At 68.5% G+C, this 19,006-nt stretch carries 17 protein-coding genes; 14 read left to right on the top strand and 3 right to left on the bottom strand.

Annotated elements, in window-relative coordinates; translation table 11 throughout:
• Nucleotides 1-300 precede the first annotated feature (300 nt).
• The 4 genes from ACH4XV_RS31340 to ACH4XV_RS31325 all read left to right on the top strand — a co-directional run bounded on the left by ACH4XV_RS31340 (nt 301) and on the right by ACH4XV_RS31325 (nt 4,149).
• Nucleotides 301-1,176, top strand: coding sequence for a DUF2637 domain-containing protein (locus ACH4XV_RS31340; protein ID WP_395795704.1), 876 nt, complete (start codon nt 301-303; stop codon nt 1,174-1,176).
• A gap of 73 nt (nt 1,177-1,249) precedes the next feature.
• Entirely contained in the window at nt 1,250-1,912 is a 663-nt protein-coding gene (locus ACH4XV_RS31335) for a plasmid mobilization protein (protein WP_395795702.1), read from the top strand.
• Nucleotides 1,912-3,657: a relaxase/mobilization nuclease domain-containing protein gene (locus tag ACH4XV_RS31330; protein WP_395795700.1), complete on the top strand. Its 1,746-nt coding sequence runs from the start codon at nt 1,912-1,914 to the stop codon at nt 3,655-3,657. The genes ACH4XV_RS31335 and ACH4XV_RS31330 overlap by 1 nt, the downstream gene beginning before the upstream one ends.
• 123 nt (nt 3,658-3,780) lie before the next feature.
• Nucleotides 3,781-4,149, top strand: a complete 369-nt coding sequence (locus tag ACH4XV_RS31325; protein WP_395795698.1) for a hypothetical protein — start codon at nt 3,781-3,783, stop codon at nt 4,147-4,149.
• Between the two features lie 204 nt (nt 4,150-4,353).
• On the opposite strand, the gene ACH4XV_RS31320 is transcribed toward ACH4XV_RS31325, so the two are convergent.
• A complete protein-coding gene (locus ACH4XV_RS31320; RefSeq protein WP_395795696.1) occupies nt 4,354-5,769 on the bottom strand; it encodes a hypothetical protein in 1,416 nt (471 codons plus the stop codon).
• Between the two features lie 144 nt (nt 5,770-5,913).
• Between ACH4XV_RS31320 and ACH4XV_RS31315 the strand changes: the two genes are divergently transcribed.
• The gene (locus tag ACH4XV_RS31315; RefSeq protein WP_395795694.1) at nt 5,914-6,180 is read left to right on the top strand and encodes a hypothetical protein; all 267 of its coding nucleotides are present in this window, start codon (nt 5,914-5,916) and stop codon (nt 6,178-6,180) included.
• A gap of 84 nt (nt 6,181-6,264) precedes the next feature.
• Here ACH4XV_RS31315 and ACH4XV_RS31310 read toward each other — a convergent pair whose 3' ends face one another.
• Entirely contained in the window at nt 6,265-7,455 is a 1,191-nt protein-coding gene (locus ACH4XV_RS31310) for an endonuclease/exonuclease/phosphatase family protein (protein WP_395795692.1), read from the bottom strand.
• On the bottom strand, nt 7,452-7,916 hold the full coding sequence (locus ACH4XV_RS31305; RefSeq protein ID WP_395795690.1) for an ATP-binding protein: 465 nt from the start codon (nt 7,914-7,916) through the stop codon (nt 7,452-7,454). Before ACH4XV_RS31305 ends, ACH4XV_RS31310 begins: the two co-directional genes overlap by 4 nt.
• A gap of 244 nt (nt 7,917-8,160) precedes the next feature.
• Here ACH4XV_RS31305 and ACH4XV_RS31300 point away from each other — a divergent pair, with 244 nt between their 5' ends.
• The 9 genes from ACH4XV_RS31300 to ACH4XV_RS31260 all read left to right on the top strand — a co-directional run bounded on the left by ACH4XV_RS31300 (nt 8,161) and on the right by ACH4XV_RS31260 (nt 18,664).
• Complete coding sequence (locus ACH4XV_RS31300; RefSeq protein ID WP_395795688.1) at nt 8,161-9,024, top strand: helix-turn-helix domain-containing protein; 864 nt, start codon at nt 8,161-8,163, stop codon at nt 9,022-9,024.
• The gene (locus ACH4XV_RS31295; RefSeq protein ID WP_395795686.1) at nt 9,017-9,226 is read left to right on the top strand and encodes a DUF397 domain-containing protein; all 210 of its coding nucleotides are present in this window, start codon (nt 9,017-9,019) and stop codon (nt 9,224-9,226) included. Before ACH4XV_RS31300 ends, ACH4XV_RS31295 begins: the two co-directional genes overlap by 8 nt.
• 402 nt (nt 9,227-9,628) lie before the next feature.
• Complete coding sequence (fxlM, locus tag ACH4XV_RS31290) at nt 9,629-10,873, top strand: methyltransferase, FxLD system (RefSeq protein ID WP_395795684.1); 1,245 nt, start codon at nt 9,629-9,631, stop codon at nt 10,871-10,873.
• 65 nt (nt 10,874-10,938) lie between these two features.
• Complete coding sequence (locus ACH4XV_RS31285) at nt 10,939-11,097, top strand: FxLD family lanthipeptide (protein WP_395795682.1); 159 nt, start codon at nt 10,939-10,941, stop codon at nt 11,095-11,097.
• 96 nt (nt 11,098-11,193) lie between these two features.
• Nucleotides 11,194-14,259, top strand: coding sequence for a lantibiotic dehydratase (locus tag ACH4XV_RS31280; protein WP_395795680.1), 3,066 nt, complete (start codon nt 11,194-11,196; stop codon nt 14,257-14,259).
• Nucleotides 14,256-15,473 (top strand): lanthionine synthetase C family protein, encoded by a 1,218-nt coding sequence (locus ACH4XV_RS31275; protein ID WP_395795678.1) that lies wholly within the window; start codon nt 14,256-14,258, stop codon nt 15,471-15,473. The genes ACH4XV_RS31280 and ACH4XV_RS31275 overlap by 4 nt, the downstream gene beginning before the upstream one ends.
• Nucleotides 15,455-16,477 (top strand): thiopeptide-type bacteriocin biosynthesis protein, encoded by a 1,023-nt coding sequence (locus tag ACH4XV_RS31270; protein ID WP_395795676.1) that lies wholly within the window; start codon nt 15,455-15,457, stop codon nt 16,475-16,477. Before ACH4XV_RS31275 ends, ACH4XV_RS31270 begins: the two co-directional genes overlap by 19 nt.
• Before the next feature lie 341 nt (nt 16,478-16,818).
• The gene (locus ACH4XV_RS31265) at nt 16,819-17,502 is read left to right on the top strand and encodes a hypothetical protein (RefSeq protein WP_395795674.1); all 684 of its coding nucleotides are present in this window, start codon (nt 16,819-16,821) and stop codon (nt 17,500-17,502) included.
• Nucleotides 17,492-18,664: a helix-turn-helix domain-containing protein gene (locus ACH4XV_RS31260; protein ID WP_395795672.1), complete on the top strand. Its 1,173-nt coding sequence runs from the start codon at nt 17,492-17,494 to the stop codon at nt 18,662-18,664. The genes ACH4XV_RS31265 and ACH4XV_RS31260 overlap by 11 nt, the downstream gene beginning before the upstream one ends.
• The last annotated feature ends 342 nt before the right edge of the window (nt 18,665-19,006 follow it).

Raw genomic sequence — 19,006 nt, 5'->3', positions numbered from 1 at the left:
TTGTTCACTCGGGGAACGCCCGCTCTGTTCCCTCAGGAAACGAGAGGACCGTCCACCCGGTGGACGCTCGCCTTGTCCACTCAGGAAACCGACCTCGGCTGTGACCACCGTGCGCACCTTCGCGACGCTCCCCTCGCAGGTAGGGCCGGGACGAGACCGGATCGGGCCGCTACCAGTCCCACTCGTCCCAACCGTCCCCGCGCAGGTCGGCGCGCCGATGAACGTCGACGTGGGACGAGTCGACCCGTCCCACGCATGCGACCCGTACCGGGCTGACCAGCGATGCAACGGGTGGGACGAGTGCAACGGCAACACGCCAACCCCCTTGCCCAAACCCTTGCCCACCCCACCCACGCCCCTCAAGGAGCAGCCCTGACCACCATCATCGACACCACCGCCGGCCACGCCCGGGCGACGGCCTGGGACCGCGCGGCGATCGCCGGGCTCGGCCTCACCGGATTCGCCCTCTCGTACGACGCGCTGCGGCAGATGGCCGTGGCCGTCCACGTGCGCGGCGCGCTGAGCTTCCTGTTCCCGCTGCTGATCGACGGGTTCATCGCCTACGGCATCCGCGCCCTCTTGGTCCTGCGCACCGCGCCACCGGCCGCCCGGGTCTACGTGTGGGCGCTGTTCGGATCGGCGACCGGCGCGAGCATCTGGGCCAACGCCCTGCACGCCGTCCGCATCAACCAACAGACCAACCCGGGCGACGACCCCGGGCTGCGGATGGGCGACACCACCGTCGGCATCCTGTCGACCCTCGCACCGCTCGCCCTCGCCGGAGCCGTCCACCTGTACATCCTCATCGCCCGCCAACCCGCATCCTCCGCGTCGGACCGGCCCGCGATGCCCGGACACCCGTCCCGGACGGGTGACCCGGTGACTGACCGGATGCCCACAGCGACGGTCAACGGGGACGCCGAGCAGACCGAACTCGCCCTCGCAGGACCGGAGGCGACCGTGTTCGCCGCCGAGTCGGACCGCGCCACGGCCGAGGATGACCTTCTGCCGGCGGCCCGCCGGGCCGTCGCGGACGGCGGCCGGATCACCCGGGCGATCGTCGCCAACGCCCTGCGCGACCAGGGCCGCCGCGTCTCCAACGAGCGCCTCACCGACCTGATGCGGACCCTGCGCGATGAGGGCGATGCCGCCGCGAAGACGCCCGCCCGCACCTGATCGCCCGTCACCGATCCACACCCGCCCGGACGTTCCGGGCGGGTGACCTCTTCCGCAGTCAGGAGCCGGAAGCTTGAGCAGCGAACTCCCCTTCTCCACCAGGCAGGTTCCTCCTCGACGGGGCGGGCAAGGTGGTGTTCCGGAGGCCCCAGGGGGCCTTTCCGGAACAGTCGCCCCGCCCGAGGGCGCGCGAGGACCGGACGGCAACTCGCCGCCGGGGGTCGTCGAGGGAGAAACCACCGGTGCACACCCGGGCCAGGCGGCGTGCGAGCCGCCCACAGCCGATCCCGCCGCCCGCAAGGCGCCGCCCCGTCCCGCCCGGCGCCTGCCCGACGACCAGCCCCGCACCGGCGCCGGCAACCGGCGCGAACTCACGATGAAGGCCCGAGTCCACCCGGACGAGAAGCGCCGCATCGAGGACGCCGCCGCACGCGCGAACATGCGACCCTCCGGGTTCCTTGCCGCAGCGGCCCTCGCCGCCGCGGCCGGTGACGACTTCACCCGCGACGCCCAACTGCACGAGGCCGGCCTGCAGGTGTCCGCAGCGCGGACCGAGGTGGGTCGGGTGGGCACCAACCTCAACCAGATCACCCGGGCCCTGAACATCGACCGTCTCGCCAGCAACCCCACCGACGACGACCTGCTCGCCCACCTGCGGGAGGTCCTGACCGACGTGACCCGGACACTGCAACAACTCGACCGGGCGGTGTGGACCCTGACCGAACCGAGGCGCTGATGTACCCCCGCGTCCACAAGCGCCGCAGCCGTGTCGTCGGTCTTCTCCACTACCTCTACGGGCCGGGCAAGACCGCCGAGGCACACACCGACCCGCACCTTGTCGCCTCCTTCGACGACTTCACCCCCGACCCCGGACGCGACCCCACCATGACCCCAGGCCGGCTCGCCCGGATCCTCGACCTGCCCGCCAAGCAGGCCGGCGACCGCGCGCCCAACCGGCACGTGTGGCACCTGTCGATCCGCGCCGCCCCCGAGGACCGCCACCTCACCGACGACGAATGGGCCCACATCGCCCGCCGCGTCCTGGCCGCCACCGGCATCGACCCCCACGGCGACCAGAGCGGCTGCCGCTGGGTCGCCGTACGCCATGCCGACGACCACATCCACATCGCCGCCACCCTCGTCAACGCCGACCTAGCCCCCGTCCACCCCTTCCGCGACGGCACCAAGGCCCAGACCGAATGCCGCCGGATCGAGAAGGAACTCGGCCTGCGCCGCATCGCACCCGGCGACGGCACCGCAGCCAAACCGTCCACCGCCCCGGAGGTCCACAAGGCCCAACGCGCCCGCCGCTCCATCACGCCCCGCGACGAACTCCGCACCCGGGTACGCACCGCCGTCGCCTACGCCGCCGACCCGCCCACGTTCCTGCGAGCCCTCCGCGACCTGGGCGTGGACGTGCAAACCCGCGAAGGCCCCTCCGGCGACACCCTCGGCTACAAGGTCGCCCTCCCCGGCGACACCAACGCCGAAGGCAAACAGATCTGGTTCGCCGGACGCACCCTCGCCCCCGACCTGTCCTGGCCCCGCATCCTCGAACGCCTCACCACACCCACCCGCAGAACCGAAGCCCCCGGCCACCGACCCGACCTCGCCGCCACCGACCCGTGGGACCGCACGGCCGCCCACCTCGACCAACTCGCCACGCTCCTGCAGGAAACCGACGGCACCGGGACCGGCGGAAGCCACGTCCCCGATCCTGTCGTCGCCGGGCACATCGCCGCCGTCGGGCACCTCCTCGACGCCCTGCCCCTCGCCACCGCTCCCATCGCCGGAGCCGACCGACGCCGACTCGCCGCCGCGGCCAGGGCATACGAACGCGCGTCCCGCTCACGCATCAAGGCCGCCCACCTCCAGGCGGATGCGCTGCGCTCCACCGTCCGCGAACTCGCCCATCACGCAACCGGAACCGGCGACGGCGCCCTCGCCGACATCCTCGCCACCGCCGTCCTCGTCACCGTCGCCATCAGCCGCTGGTACGCCGCCCGCGACCTCGAACAACAAGCCCACGCCGCGGCACACACCGCCCAGGCCCTACGCGCCGCCTACCGAACAACCGCCCCACCCACGCTCGCCCGCCTCACCCTTGACAGCCCCGACCCCGACACCACCACGCGATACGCCGACCACGCACGCACCGTCCTCGGCCCACGCGCCGACACCATCACCACCGACCCCGCCTGGCCCGCCCTGGCAGCCACGCTCCACCACGCCGCCGACCAGGGCCACCAACCCCTACAGCTCCTCCACCAGGCCGTCGCCCAACGCGAACTCGACACCGCCGACAACCCCACCGAAGTCCTCACCTGGCGCATCCGCCGCCTCGCCCGCCAAACCCCCTACAACCCCCGCGCAGCCGCCGCACGCACCCGAACCACCTACCACACCCGCCCCGCAGCAACGACGCCACCGACGAACCCCACACGGGCAGCGGACCCGGACACCAAGCGCCGCTCACGCTGAACGGCGGAGCACTCGCTGCGTCTGCGACCTGCACGAACACACCCCGACGCGGGTCGCGGAACGCCATGGACTTGTCCACCCGGTCGGGGGCATGGTGTGTCGTCCCCGACCGGAGAGGACCCCATGCCCCAACCCCACCCCGACGACCGGCCCGAACTCCCGCCCGTCCCGAACCTGCACCCCATGCCCGAACCCGGCACCTACGACCAGGCTGCCCTGGCAGTGTGCGCCGAACACCCCGACGAACTCCGCGTCACCGGCATCCCCGTCCGGTGCCCCGCCTGCGACGCCCGCCGGGACTGGCTCCTCGTCCACCACCGAGGCCACACCTTCGTCCGCTGCCGCTGCGCACACCAATGGCACGAACCCGACCTCGACACCGACGACTTCGACACCCTCACCGCCGGACCACCGGACCGCTACTGGGCCACCTACACTGAGGCCCTCGTCAGCCTCGGCTTCGACGGGACGTTCGCCGGGATCTACCTCTGATATCGAACAGAATTGCATCCGAGAAATGTCAATCGGGGGTTGCGAGCAGCCGTGAGTGGGCGTGCCTTGGGCGGGCTAACCGAGACGGGGACCGCCCTATCACCTTGCGGCGCTGGACCGCTGCTCCACTGCGACGGCACGGAACAGTGGGCCGAGGAGGCCCCGGCAGACCGCTGGCGCAACCGAACGTAGCGGGCCCCCAGGTCAGCGGCTCACTGGTGACTGCGGCCAGTCGATCCGCGCCATCTGCCGGTTCATGGTGCCGTCGACGTTGTAGGTGAGGCGGTGGGCGATGGCGCAGTTCATCTCCGGTTGCTCGACGATGAACTGGTCGATCACGGGCTTGCCCATTGAGGCGGCCGCCTGTCGGAACTCCTCGCCACCAGTCAGCCTCATAGTAAGTAGAGACCGCGCGATCACCGGCCATGCAGCGGTTCTGCGGGTATTCTTGCCCGCGGCTCGGCTCGGCCTCCACTCCCGGGTTCCTGCGGCCACGTCTCCGCGAGGTACAAGGCCGTCAATCTCGCGGCGGAGGTACAGCATCCGCTGTTGTGACGGGCAGCGGTTTCGATGATGCAGTTCCGCGTGCTTGTTCCCGAAGGTTTCCTTGTCCGAATCCCGGAGGAGCCCGCTTGCTCGGGCTTCCCTGATCCAGCGGGCGACCGAACTACCGCTCGGCGTCCTGCCCCAATACTCGGCCACGGTCTTTCGTGGTGGGAGGCCGAGTTGCAAGGCGGTGCGGTAGACCGCTGCCACAGCTGTCAGGTGCTGATTCATCGACGCGGTACGGGGGAGACCTCCAAGCGCGGCCAGGACGCTCATGCTGATCTGCCGGTCGAAGCCGTGGTCGACGCCCAGCTTCAAAAACTGATGGAACGGAAAGGCGTCGATCACCGATCCGTCCAGCACAGCAGTTCTGCCCGCAGGATCATGTTGGCTGGGGAGAAGCATAATTGCGCGCGGATGTGTACCTGTGGCAGACGGGTCAAGCGCGATCTCGACCCTCCATTCCCGCCAGCCCGCGAAGTCCTCGAAGGACGTCACTTTCCCTTCGGAGATCTGAAAAGATGCCGGGCCGCGTTCCGGCACCGGTGGCTCATCGGCGGGCTGGGTGGGAGCTGCGTTCGGGAAAGGTAGTGATGTTGGTGTCGCGCGGCCCGCACGGTGCACCGGCAAACCGCGTGTTCGTGCCTCCCGCACCCACAAGGCGGCGGTGCGCTTGGAGCAGCCCCAAACGGACTGGATGACCGGGCCGGGCCGTAGCTTCGACCGTACGGCTGCTGCGTACACCATGGCCACAGCGGTGGCGAACTCGACGCTGCCGTTCTTGGGCCGCGTTGGCGGGATGCCGACCGACACAGCTGTGTCCCTCCCGAAGAGCCGGGCGATCACGGCGAAGGTGAGTACTCGCGCCAGCGGCAGCCTTCGGAGTTGTTTCTCGTTGAGGGTCACGCCGCCGTCGGCGACAACCTTCACGCGCGCCGGGCGCACCAACCCGGATTCGAGGCCGCGAAGGCCGATCTGAAACCTCCACCCAGGTGCGCACGGAAGTTCGGTGAGGTCGACCAATCCGAATTCCCCGCCTGGCCCGGCGGGATCCTCGAACACACGGAACTCCATACGGAACTCCTAACTGCAATCGGCTTAATTTTGGGTGCTGTTGGGCCTGCTTACGTACTCCGACCATAGTGACGAGGGCCGATTCGGACCCTCTCCCTGGGGCCAACCGCAAGGCACGCCCCGTTCCGCGATCGGAGGTCCAACATGCCTACGCATCCTGACGGCCGCAGGCACACCGAGTTCTGCGTGTGCTGCGGCGACCGCCGAGCCCGTCGGCACCGCTTGGCGGTATGGACCCTGGTCGGGGTCGAGGCGGTGGCGATCACGACCGCGCTGGTGCTGGTGGTCGTCACCGTCATCACCGTGGCGGGGCCCACCAGGAGTGCTGCTGTCCCCTGGGCCGTCGTGGACGGTCTGCTCTTGACGTTCGCTGGCACCATCGAGCGAGTGCGGAGGAGCATTCGGGCATAGCTGAGGTTCGGGCCAGCGCCGAGGGGTGGCCGTTCCGGTCGCGGACAATCCACGCGACCGGAACGGGCTTCATAGGCGCGGGTCTCAGACCTCGACGACCGCGTAGACGGGCAGGTGGTCCGAGAGTCGGCGCACGGCCGGGTCGTCGATGACGCCCGCGGTGCGGAACGTGAGTCCGCTGCCGAGGATGTGGTCGCTCCGGCGGCGGATGCCGTCCTCCTTCTCGTTCCAGTGGCCGACCGTGTTGCGTCCGGATCGCCGGTTGGCGAAGGGGTCGATGAACCCGGCAGTGTCGAGCAGGCGGATCGCGCGCCGGTCGGTGGGGCCGAGGGTCCCGTCCTCACAGCACAGTCGGTGCCGCGAGTGGAGGTGGGTGGGCAGGGTCGACCAGTCGGGTTCGGGGTCGAACGCGCCGATCGTGTTCAGGTCGCCCAGCAGCAGCGTGCGGCGGCCGGGCGCGGCGTACTCCGTGAGCCACCGGGCCTCGCTCTCGCGGTCGTCGCCGGAGAACGGATCCAGATGCGTGTGCAGGACCGTGAGCGGCGCTCCGGTGTCCGGGACGACGAACTCGACGCGCTGGAGCGTGTGGTGGAACTTCCCCTCCGCCGCGTCCGCGGTGTAGCCCACGCGGCGGAGCCTGGCGGGATTCCACGCGAGCACGAGGTGGCATCCGTGGCTCGCGGAGGGAGCCAACATCGTCTGCATGCCCAGCTCGTTTGCGATCGCGCACTCCAGCGCGTGATCGTCCCGAGTGCCGTGCTGCACCTCCTGCAGGGCGACGAGGTCCAGGTCCATCGCTCGCAGGACCGCCATCTGTGACGGGAAGCGATCACCGCCACCGTCCAGGAGGTTGTAGGTGCCCACGCGCCTGGCCGAGCCCTGCATCGCTCCCTCCTCCCCGGTCGTTGCATCACGGCGGAACCGGCGGAACGCCGCGTACTCCCAAGCGAAGCCGTCAAAGGCCGCCTCGTCGTCGCACCGACCCTCGTCGGACGGTTCGCCTGTCGCCCGCGTCGCCTCGTCCGCGAGCCGCGCGTCGATGATGCGTGTCCGCAGCGCGTCCGCGAAGGCGGCAAAGTCCTGGGCGCCGATGCCCAGGTCGCCCAGGTTCGCCCGCGCGGCGTCGAGCTGGCGGTGCAGCTCGCGGTAGCGAACGTGTACATCCCACCACTCCACGGCCGCCCAGCAACGCGCGCGGACCCGCTCGAAGCGGGAAGGCCGCTGTTCGACCCAACCTCGCGGTGTCGCGGCCCGCCCCCGCACATGAGTCCTCACGCGGCGACACCTCCTTCCGCCGGAAACGTGCACCACGTACACGACCCCTCGCGCCCCCAGGCGCTGGCGAGAGCCTCGACGATCACCAGGCCCCGGCCTTCCTCCGACTCGTTGTCGGGCTCGCGGATTTCGGGCCGGCCGGAGGAGTGGTCGTCGACCTCGATCCGAATTGCGCCTGACTCGTCGCACCTGAGCGCGAACGTCACTGTGTCGCCTGCACCGTGTCGGACCGCATTCGTGACGAGCTCGCTCACGACCACGCCGACCATGTACACGGCTTCGCCGTCGCGGTGACCGCAGTACCGGAGCTGCGAGCACGCGATTTTGCGCATCTGCTCGACCCGCCTGGGGTGGGCCTTGAAACGGACCTTGACATCCCCAGGTTCGATCCGTCGAACGGTGGGTGCAGGTGAGGGCACGGGGCTTACCGACTCTTCCGCCGGTAGCTGTTGCTGGAGCACAACCAATCGCCTCCCGAAGGACACATCCGAGTGCGAGGAGCCACCGCGACAACCGCATGGGTGCTCGCGGTACGCACGTCGGCGATCACCTGTGGTGATCTGCGTACCCAGAAGGGTGCTCGTCTGTGACTGCATATGCAATCTCATAAAGCCATGTAAAGGTAAAGTCTCGATGGGATCGAACGAGTGTGCCCATGGCGTCGATACTTGAGGGCCCGGCACACTCGCCCTGGGAGGATGAAGAGTGACCGCTTCGACGACGCCGATGCTTGCGAAGAAGAGACTGGGCGAAGCGCTGCGCGCTCTTCGCAAGACCCGTGGTTTGACAGGCGGGGAAGCTGCCGAGTTGGTCGGATGGACCGACTCGAAGATCTCTCGGATCGAAACCGCCGAGAGTGGCGTCTCGTTGTACGACCTTGAGCAACTGCTGGACCTCTACGAGACGGCGAGCGCCCAGCGCGTCGACGTGCTCAAGCTGCACAGGTCGTCGAAGGCAAAACAATGGTCGACGCATGCCCCGTATGCGGGCGTGCTGACGGCGAACTATCAGTCGCTGATCGCCTACGAGGCCGAGTGCGCTGAGCAGTGGGCGTACGAGACGTGCATCTGGCCAGGTTTGCTCCAGACCCCGAAGTACGCGCACGCCGTGATCTCCAGCGGCCCGCTGGTTCAGGACTACGACGACATCGACACTCTCGTCTCGGCGCGGACACGACGCCAAGAGGTGCTGGATAGAACCGACTTCGAGTTGATCGCCGTGGTGACCCTGGCGCCGCTGCTCTACCAGCACGGTGGCCCGGCGGTGCTCAAGGAGCAACTACGCCACGTGCTCACGGCGATGGAGCGGCCCAACGTCCGTGTTCACGTGATCCCCGACAACGTCAGTGCCGGAGCCTACGGCGGATCGATGACGGTGATGCACTTCGCCGATCCGGCGGATCCCAGCGTCGCGTACCTGGAGACGGCGGTGACCACCGAGGAGCACACTCAACCGCAGGTAACGCGCCGTATCGTGCGGCTGATCAACCATCTACAGTCGGCCGCGTTGGACCCGCCCGCGACACGGGCACTGATCGAACGACGAATGGATCAACTCTCCGATGTCTGACTACCCCGCCGTTGTGGAGCACGCTTCCGAGCTCGGTGTCGTCGCCTGGGTCAAGGCAACCGCGAGCAACGAGACCGGTTCATGTGTGGAGGTGGCGAACCTCGGCTCCGTCGCAGGGGTTCGTGACAGCAAGCTGGCCGACGGTCCGGCCTTCACGGTCGACGGGGCGGCCTGGTCCGCTTTCCTGGCGCGCGTCCAATAGTCCGGACTCCTTCGAAAGCCCCTCGAAAGAGGGGCTTTCTTGCGTTCGTGCCACAGCGCGACGGTGTGATTTGAAATCTCAGATGAGATCTCGACTGAGGAACTATCTAGTGATCTTGGGTAGCGCTATGGTCACATACAGCACGCGCGGGGATCGGCTCAGGAGCTGAAGCCGATGCCCGGCGTGCAGCGGTACAACCCGAAGATCCGTCGACCCTGCCCAGCACTCCAGAGGCCGCTCGACCAGTAGCCCGTGTTCCGATCGGGAGGCTGGCCGAATCGCGACGACCGACGTCTCGCTGCCAGCGAACTCTGCCGGACGCTCGGGTGAGCCGACGGCCTCTGGCAGGCGTCCGGATCGACTCGGCGCCCGAGTACGAATCACCGAGAACGAAGAGGTTCGATGCCCAACCTCCCCGAGACGGACCCCCGATCCACCCCGACCCCGGAGTCGCTGCGCGCAGCCTTGGTCGACACGCTCGTACGTGATTTCGCGACGCTCAAGATGCCCCTGTCGCCTGAGGTCGTGGACGCCTTCGGGGCCGTCCCGCGGCATCTGTTCCTGCCGGACGTGGCACCGGAACGCGCCTACGCGTACGACGCCGTCGTCACCAAGCGCGCCGAGAACGGCTCGGCGATGAGTTCGGTGTCGGCGCCCCAGATCATCGCGATGATGCTGATGCTTCTCGACCTCAAGCCCGGCCACCGGGTCCTTGAGATCGGATCGGGCGGCTACAACGCGCTGCTGATGCGTGAACTCGTCGGGCCCGACGGCGAGGTCACCACGATCGACATCGACGCCGACGTCACCGACCGGGCGAAGCGCGGCTTGACCGCCGCAGGCGTGACGGACGTCAACGTGCTGACCGGCGACGGCGGGCTGGGCGCACCGGAGTTCGCGCCGTTCGATCGCATCGTGGTCACGGTGGGGGCGCCGGACATCGCGGCGCCGTGGGACGACCAACTCGCCGAGGACGGCCGGATCGTGTTGCCGCTCGACCTGCGTGGACTCACGCGCGCGGTGGCGTTCGAACGCGAGGCCGGGCACCTTTCGAGCCGAGGCTACGGTGTCTGCGGGTTCGTGCCGATGCAGGGCGTCGGAGCCCATGCGAAACGCTTGATCCTCCTGCACGACCAGGACGTGGCCCTGCGCGTCGACGACGACATGGCTGTCGACGCGGAGCCGCTGCGGAAGGCGTTGCTGGAGCCGCGTGTGGAGCGGTGGACCGGGGTGACCGTCGGAGCGATGGAGCCGTTCGACCAGCTCGACCTGTGGTTGGCGAGCGTCGCGTCGGGGTTCTGTCTCCTCACCGCCGACCGCGAGGCGGTCGACCGGGGACTGGTGACGCCTTCGTGGCGGTTGGGCACCCCCGCGCTGGTCGACGGCGACAGCTTCGCCTACCGCGCCCGCGCCAGGCCCGTCGACCCCGAGGAGACCGTCTACGAGTTCGGGGTGTACGGCCACGGCCCCGCCGCCGACACGGTCGCCGAGACCCTGGCCGAGCACATCCGAACCTGGGACCGCGAGCACCGCTCCGGACCCGGAGCGCGTATCGAGGCGTATCCGGTCGACACCGCCGACGCGGATCTGCCCGCGGGCCGGGTCATCGACAAGCGCAACACGCGGGTCACGATCTCCTGGCCCTGACACGGCACGAGGCTGCGTCGGGCGGGGCTCTCGAAATGGGCACCACCACACAAGGAGGAGTCGAGATGGACACGGCACAGGACGAGGTCATCGCAGAGGACGAGTTTGACCTGCGGATCACCGTCGTCGAAGCCGGCGCGGCGGTCGCCGAGCTGATGCGGAACACGGACGACAACTGCGGCGCGACCTGCGAAAGCGCCTGCACCACCTGCTCGAAGGCTTAGCGGCGCCACCGACCCGGTGCCGGGACCGCTTCCGCGGCTACGGCACCGGGCTCCTTTCGCGTGCGTGATCAGGGGGCGGTAAGGGTGTACCGGAGCGTGGACGCCGCGATGATGCGGGCAACGGCTCACGGCGGCAACGTGCCATTGCCCCCTTGGCCCGACCTGTCCGACACGACGGACCAAGCGGTGGAGCTGTGGCAGGAGTGGCTGCGGCAAGTGTGGTCCCGCGAAGAACTGGTCGAGGCGATCGAGCTCGCCAGCCCGGTGTTGGCCGCACAAGTGGACGCGCTGTGTGCCGGGCGCCCGACGACCATGCGGCGAGCGCAGCGCGTGGTCGTGTCCGTCGTGAAGTACGTGCTGCGCGCGACCGGCAGGCCGACGCCGTTCGGTCTGTTTGCCGGGGTGGCGAGCGTGTCCTTCGGGACCGAGACGACGGTGCGCTGGGGAAGCGAACACCGGCCCGTGGCCCGTCCGGACCCGGTGTGGCTGGCCGAGATCGTTTCGCTTCTGGAGTCGTCCCGGGAGCTGCTGCCTCGACTGCAGGTGATCGCCAACAACTTGTGCCTCATCCGCGGCGACCAGCTCGTGGTCCCGTGCCGAGAGCAACGCGACGGCTCGGGCCACGGAACGCCCATCGAGGTGTCGATGCGTCACACCCGACCGGTACAGGCCGTGCTGCGAATCGCGCATCGACCCGTGCGCTGCGGAGACCTCGCCAAGCAGCTGGCGGTCGATTTCCCTTCGGTGGCTGCGGCGACGATCGATGGCATGCTGACCGAACTGGTCGCCCGTGGGGTCCTGTTGACTGCGTTACGACCGCCGATGACGAACGTGGATCCTCTCGGACATGTCCTGGATCGGTTGGTTGACGCAGAGGCGGAGTCCCTCGTCTCGGTGGCGTCTCACCTGCGCGAACTACGCGAGATCCACGCCGGGTTGTCGCGACACAACGACGCGGGCCCGCCCGAGGAGCGCCGACGGACCAGGGCGGAGGTTGCGCGCCGGACAGGCACGATCTGCGACGGCGACGAACGCCCGCCCGCCGTCGATCTACGTCTGGACTGCGATGTTGTGTTCCCCGAAGCGGTGGCACGCGAAGCCGAGAGGGCGACAGAGCTACTGGCACGCCTGACGCCATCCCCGTTCGGGAGCGCGGCGTGGCGTGACTACCACGCGCGTTTCCTGGAACGCTACGGCGCTCACGCCCTGGTACCCGTACGGGACCTCGTCGCGGAGGCGGGCCTGGGGTTCCCCGCCGGATACCGAGGGTCGCCCTACTCCACGCCGCCGACGGCCCTGGCCTCGCGCGACCAGGCGCTCCTCGCGCTGGCTCAACGTGCGGCCCTCGACGGTGAGCGCGAAGTCGTCCTCGACGAGCAACTGATCGCGGAGATCGCGATCGAGGATCGGCCGCAGACGCGACAGCCCCACGTCGAACTCAGCTTTCAGCTCCACGCGCCGGACCGAGCCGCGCTCGACCGGGCGGAGTTCCAGCTCGTGGTTGCGAGCACGTCGCGAGCGGTGGGCACCATGACAGGCAGGTTCCTGTACCTCTTCGACACGGTCGACTGCGAACGCATGCGCCGTGCCTACGGGCGGCTGCCCACCGTCGAACACGGCGCCATCCCCGCCCAGGTATCGAGCCCACCGGTGTTCACCCGCACCGAAACGCTGGCCCGAGCCCCTCAAACCTTGCCGCTGCTGGTGTCGTTGGGCGAACACGCCGCCGACGACACGACGATCGGCTTGGACGACCTCGCGGTGAGCGGTGACGTGCACCGGTTGTACCTGATGTCGCTCTCGCGAGGACGCCCGGTCGAGCCCACCGTGTGGAACGCGGTCGAGTACGCGAACTTCACCGACCCGGTGGCGCGCTTCGTGTGCGAGGTGCACCGAGCGCGCGTCGGCGTATGTCTGCCGTTTTCATGGGGCGCCGCGGCAACAATGCCATTCTTGCCGCGCCTTCGGCACGGCCACACCGTGCTGTCCGCCGCACGTTGGAGAGCGGACACTCACGATCTCCCCGGGCCCCGGTCGTCATGGCCGCTGTGGGACGCGGCACTGTCTCGATGGCGACGGCGGCGCCACGTTCCCGACGCCGTATATATGGGCGACGGCGACCAGCGCATCCGCTTGGACTTGGACGAGCCCGCACACCGGTTCCTGCTGCGCGCGCAGATGGATCGCCACGGGCACGCCTACCTGCACGAAGCCCCGGATGCGAGCGCGCTGGGGTGGTTCGACAACCGCCCCCACGAGGTTGTGCTGCCCATGGCATCCACGGCGCCCGCACCCTGGCCGCCCCGCCCGAAACGATCCTCAAGGCCCTGCGTTGTCGATCGCGAGCAGGGACACCTACCCGGCACCTCGCCGTGGTTGTACGTCAAGCTCTACGCGCCCGCGAATCGGCAACCGGCCCTACTGACAGACCACCTGCCGAAGCTGTTTGCCGGATGGAGTCGCCCACCCGCGTGGTGGTACGTGCGCTACCACGACCCCGAACCGCACCTTCGGCTGCGCCTGCGAATAGCCGACGACTTCGCGGAGATCGCAGCCCGCGTCGGCGCATGGACGATCGGTCTCCGGCACCGGGGCCTGGTTGGTCGGGTGCTGTGGGACACCTACAACCCCGAGGTCGGCCGCTTCGGCACCGGAGGGGTCATGGACGCGGCCGAGTCCGTATTCGTTGCCGACTCCGCAGCGGCGCTTGCCCAACTGCGGGCCTCCGGCGCTCATCCCCAGGCCCTTACCGCCGCGAGCATGGTCGACATCGCGAGCGCCTTCCTCGGCGACATCGAAACGGGCAGGCGCTGGCTGGTCGACCGCATCGACAAGAGCTCCGGACCCGCACCGCCACGACACATCCACGACCAGGCGGTGAAGCTGGCCGCCCCAGAGAACGGTCGCGTTCGTGTCCGCGAACTGGTTGGCGGGGAGGCGGTTGCTCGGGGATGGGCCGGTCGGCGTGCATCTTTGGGCGTGTACCGCAGAATTGTGGCCAACGACGGCGACATCGGGCCCGACGCCGTGCTGGCATCTCTCCTCCATATGCACCACGTCCGCATGCACGGCATCGACGACGAAGCCGAACGCCAATGCCACCACCTTGCCCGCGCTGCAGCCTTGTCCTGGGTCGCTCGTCGTCCTCGGAGCACGCCGTGAGCACCCCGATCACCGCGCTCGCCCGAGCCGCCGCCGCACGTGTCGCGCAGCATCTCGCCGAGCCCACGCGTGAGGAGGAAGGGCGCGAACAGTCGCTGGCCCAAGGCTCGGTCGGGATTGCCCTGCTGCACATCGTGCGTGCCCGCGCCGCCGTCGGCGATTGGGCAACCGCTCACGCCTGGTTGCGAGTCGCGGCCGGCACACCCACCAGCGCGGCCGACGACGCCGGACTGTTCTTCGGCGCCCCGGCTCTCGCCTTCGCGTTCCACACGGCCGCGGGCGACACCGACCGATACCGGCTCGCCCTGTCCGACCTCGACGGTCACGTCGACGCCTTGGCCCACCGGCGCGTGGACCTTGCCCACGCTCGCATCAACCGCCGGGACCTCCCGTCGCTCGCCGAATTCGACCTCATCTACGGGTTGACCGGCATCGGCGCCCACCTGCTCCGGCGAAGCCCCACCGGCGACGCCTTGGGACGCGTCCTCGCCTACCTGGTCCGCCTCACAGAACCCGTACACGACGGCGACCGGTCCCGGCCCGGATGGTGGACGCACCACGATCCCTCGTTCAGGACCTCCCCCGGATTCGTCGGCGGTCATGCCAATCACGGCATGGCGCACGGCATCGCCGGCCCTCTCGCACTTCTGTCCCTCGCCCAACGGCATGGGGTCAGAGTTGACGGCCAGGCCGATGCCATCGAGACGATCACCGCATGGCTGGACTCCTGCCGCCAGGAGGATGCCCACGGCACCTGGTGGCCACAGTGGATCACCCGCGACGAACTGCACACCGGCCACACCACACAGCCAGGACCGCTCCGACCATCGTGGTGCTACGGCACCCCGGGAATCGCGCGCGCCCTACAACTCGCCGCTCTGGCCACCGGCGATGCCGACCGACGAGCCATCGCCGAACACGCCCTTCTCGCCTGCCTATCGGACCCCATCCAGATGGCGCGCATCACGGAGGCGGGCCTTTGCCATGGGTGGGCCGGCGTCGCCCAGACCCTCCACCGCACCGCTCAGGACGCCGACACACCAGCTCTCGCCGCCCGCTGGCGGCACCTGATCGACAGCATGCCTTGCGCTGGAGATCTGAGTACGGCCGGAGGACTTCTGGAAGGGCCCGCCGGAACCGCGCTGGCTCTGCACACGGCCGCGCACCCCGCATCACCGGATACGGGATGGGACGCGTGCCTGCTGATCACCTGATTCCTGACACAGATCCCGGACGGCCTGCGGCACAAGCCGTCGAACGAGCGGTTCTCGCCGTCCTCGCTGGTACCCCCGCCGACCAGGCGGCCATAGCCGCGAAGATGCGACTCGACGACCTCATTGACGCAGTTCGCTCGTATCGCGCCGCTGGGCTCGAAGCACTGACCGCCCAAGCAGACTCCCGCGACTGGCACCAGGTCCACATCGAGTTCGCCGACCGGGACTCCGCCGAGGCGGCACTTGTTCGGCTCGGTCCGCTCCTTCGACGTGCGAAGGCGAACCGCATCCTCACGGCCTGGTGGTTCACCCGCAAATCCCCATGGTGGCGATTCCGCCTGCGCACCGGGCCCGCCGCCGGTACCGACCCCGAAGCCTGGTTGGGACGTGTGCTCGATCACCTCGCATCGCGTGACCTGATCGTCAGCCGCCGCATGGGCGTCATCTACGAACCCGAAGCCTTGGCGTTCGGCGGGCCCGAGGCCATGCCCGCCGCCCATCGCCTGTTTCACGAAGACAGCCGGGGGATCCTTGACTTCCTGGAGCGACACAAGGCCACCGTTCCGTCCGACCGGATGATCGGACGGCGGGAGATGTCCGTGATGCTGTGCAGCGCTCTGCTTCGCGCAGCCGGCCAGGAATGGAACGAGCAGGCCGACATATGGCACCGCGTGGAAGCCCTGCGTCCCCTGCCGCCCGGCGCACCCATGGATCGACTACGGGCCATGGCACCCGGAATGCGACACCTGATGACCGTGGACGTGGGCCCCTCCAGCAGGCTCCTCGCGGCTGACGGGCCATTGGCGTTCGCAGCCAACTGGACCAACGCCTTCGACGTTGCCGGACGATCGCTTCAGACATTGGCGTACGAGGGGGCCCTCGACAGAGGCATCCGAGACGTCCTCGCGCTCCACATCATCTTCTCCTGGAACCGCATCGGCTTGCCGTCCTCCACCCAAAGCGTCCTTGCCCGCGCTGCCAGAGAAGTGGTCATCACCTCGTAGCGCACCAAGCTGAAGGCTGCAGTTCTCCGCCCGAGTCCACGCCGCTACATGTCCCTTCACCGTTGCCCAACCCGGGCTGGCCCGGGTTGGGCAACGCGTCTGGACAGCTACAGCCGTACCAAGTGGGCTCCATCATGCGAACGCAACGACCTTCCCGGGGCAGGGAAGCGACACCACACCGTGGATAGGCTTGACGCGAAAACTAAAGTCCGACAGCATGATCGCCACTTGGACTAAAGTTTCTGGCTGATCTCTTTGTCAGGGAGGTGGCTCGATTGCCGCCGCAAGACTCTCGCTTTGATCACATCGTTGGCCCCCCGGCTTGGCGCGCACGACGCTACGTGGTGTGGGCGCTCACGACAGGCAATCAGGAAGCCGTCGACGCCTTCGAGTTCAGCAAGTACAGCGACGGCCACACGTTCGGCACCAATCGGTGGCGGTTCTGTGTGGGCGCGCTCAAGGACGCGGAGAGGCTCGCCGAGCTCCTTCCCGAGGGCAGGCCCCTGCGGGTGGGAAACACCTTCATGCTCGCGATCGGCGGGGCGGTGTTGTACCCCGTCTGCTACGCGGACGACTCCACCACGAATGTGCGGGACATGAAGGTGCGGACCTCACAAATCCGCCAGGAGATGTTCGCCGCCTTCGGCAAGCTTGCTCCGCAAGTCCAGACCGCGCTCCGAATTGACGAAGGCATCGAGGGCAGCCACGAATGGGTTGTCGACGACCTGGAAGACACCCCGGAACAGCTTCCGGACCAGCCGACGATGCTCCTCCTTGCATACGCCAGCAACCGCGAGGGTGGCCTGCTCAAGTGCTACGTCGGCGAGGCGACCGTGGACTCGTCCGGAGCCGTGAAGTGGGACTGGATCGAACCCCTTCCGCTCTCGGACGCCGAAGGCGGTGCTGGTGGCCTGTGGATTGCCTCACCCCCCACCCCGAGCACCCCCGGCTTCGGCACCGGCGCCGAACCGTCGATCGACTTGGAAGATGCCGACCGTCTCGCGAACGAGAGTGATGAGCGCTAAGCACCCCCCGCTGTCCCTGGCGCCGGTCCTCCCGATGGATGTATCGGCGTCGGTGGCAGCGGCCTTCGATGGCGCACGGTTGACGCAGGCCCGCCGCCTGGCCGGCTGGAGTAAAAAGGAGCTGGCAACCAAGATCGACGTCACCCCCGCCGCAGTGGGGCAGTACGAAGCCGGCGCCATCCGCCCGCGTCCGGAACAGGTGCGTCGACTCGCCGAAGTGCTGGGGATGCCGACCGCGTTCTTTACCGCTGGCCGGCCACGCGCAGCGTTGGACACCGCCGCCGTGCACTTTCGTTCCCTGCGCTCCGCGCCAGCACGCGAACGCGAGCGAAGCCTGTCGTTTACGGAACTTCTCTGGGAACTGACGCACGCTGTTGAGACCTACATCCGGCTTCCGAGGGTTGACCTACCTGGGTGGGACGGAGGAGAGACCATCCCTGACCTTCCCACCGAACCACAGCAGGCGGCCCGCGCTCTGAGATCTCGCTGGGATCTGGGAGACGGCCCCATCCCGCACTTGGTGCGCCTCTTGGAGTCACGCGGCATTGTCGTGGCCGTACTGCCGTACTCCAGTCCCGACAGCCGCAAGCTGGACGGGTTTTCCACGGCGCGCCTGCCACGGCCCGTGATCGTCCTCAATGACGGACGAGACGACGTCTACCGTCATCGCTTCAGCTGCGCTCACGAACTGGGCCACTTGCTGTTGCATGGGGAAGCTCATCCTGGCGACATCCAGCATGAGCGCCAGGCCGATGCGTTCGCCGCCGAATTCCTGACGCCCACGGCCAAGCTCGCGAGCTCGCTGCCCACCCGGGTCGACTTCACGCTTTTGGGCCGGTTGCAACAGATATGGGGCGTTTCCCTGGACTCGTTGCTCGTGCGGTGTCGGGAACTCGGACTGCACTCGGAGGCCGTGAGCGGCCGAGCGTGGCGGCGGCTGAAGAGTCTGAGAGCGGAGGGGCTGCTGCCTGCGACGCCAGTACGGGCGTTCCCCGGAGAGGTTCCGGTGCTGCTGCAACGGGCTCTTGAGATGGCTCAGCGCAAGGGCATCACCACTGGTCGGCTCGCTAGGGAACTGCATTGGCCCGAGGGCATGATCCGCGCGCTCACGGACGCGCAAGACTCGCGTCCGGCTCTCCGATTGGCCAGGGACCCCGATTGACGAAGGACCGAGTACAGCGCGCTTTACTAGCGCCGCTCCCTGACGACGTACGCGGGAAATTGGCAGGACGTTCGACCGTTACCTAGCGATGGACGGCATCTACGCCCTCGTCGAAACCGCGATCGACCCCGTCGGATGAGGTGGCGGTCTCATCTCACGCACTTGGTGTGCCCTGGTGTGCCCGGACGCTTGCGAACGGGCCCCGGAGCCGCGCGTTTTGCGTCATGCGTGCGTACTTTGATGAGGGAAACGCGTACGGCGCGGCACGGTTGGACGCCGCGCCGTACTGCGCATCACACGAACGCTGAGATGTGGATACTCCTAAAGCGGCTGCGCGTCGGT

This window comes from Embleya sp. NPDC020630 (assembly GCF_044334985.1).
Lineage (GTDB): Bacteria > Actinomycetota > Actinomycetes > Streptomycetales > Streptomycetaceae > Embleya.
Note: the sequence above shows the minus strand (reverse complement) of the source record. Positions and strands in the feature narration are given on the sequence as shown.

What these genes read in the sequence shown, in the direction of transcription:
- ACH4XV_RS31260 (WP_395795672.1), top strand. Translation starts at nt 17,492, where the DNA reads ATGAGCGCTAAGCACCCCCCGCTGTCCCTGGCGCCGGTCCTCCCGATG.
- ACH4XV_RS31325 (WP_395795698.1), top strand. Translation starts at nt 3,781, where the DNA reads ATGCCCCAACCCCACCCCGACGACCGGCCCGAACTCCCGCCCGTCCCG.
- ACH4XV_RS31330 (WP_395795700.1), top strand. Translation starts at nt 1,912, where the DNA reads ATGTACCCCCGCGTCCACAAGCGCCGCAGCCGTGTCGTCGGTCTTCTC.
- ACH4XV_RS31285 (WP_395795682.1), top strand. Translation starts at nt 10,939, where the DNA reads ATGGACACGGCACAGGACGAGGTCATCGCAGAGGACGAGTTTGACCTG.
- ACH4XV_RS31320 (WP_395795696.1), bottom strand. Translation starts at nt 5,769, where the DNA reads ATGGAGTTCCGTGTGTTCGAGGATCCCGCCGGGCCAGGCGGGGAATTC.
- fxlM (WP_395795684.1), top strand. Translation starts at nt 9,629, where the DNA reads ATGCCCAACCTCCCCGAGACGGACCCCCGATCCACCCCGACCCCGGAG.
- ACH4XV_RS31295 (WP_395795686.1), top strand. Translation starts at nt 9,017, where the DNA reads ATGTCTGACTACCCCGCCGTTGTGGAGCACGCTTCCGAGCTCGGTGTC.
- ACH4XV_RS31315 (WP_395795694.1), top strand. Translation starts at nt 5,914, where the DNA reads ATGCCTACGCATCCTGACGGCCGCAGGCACACCGAGTTCTGCGTGTGC.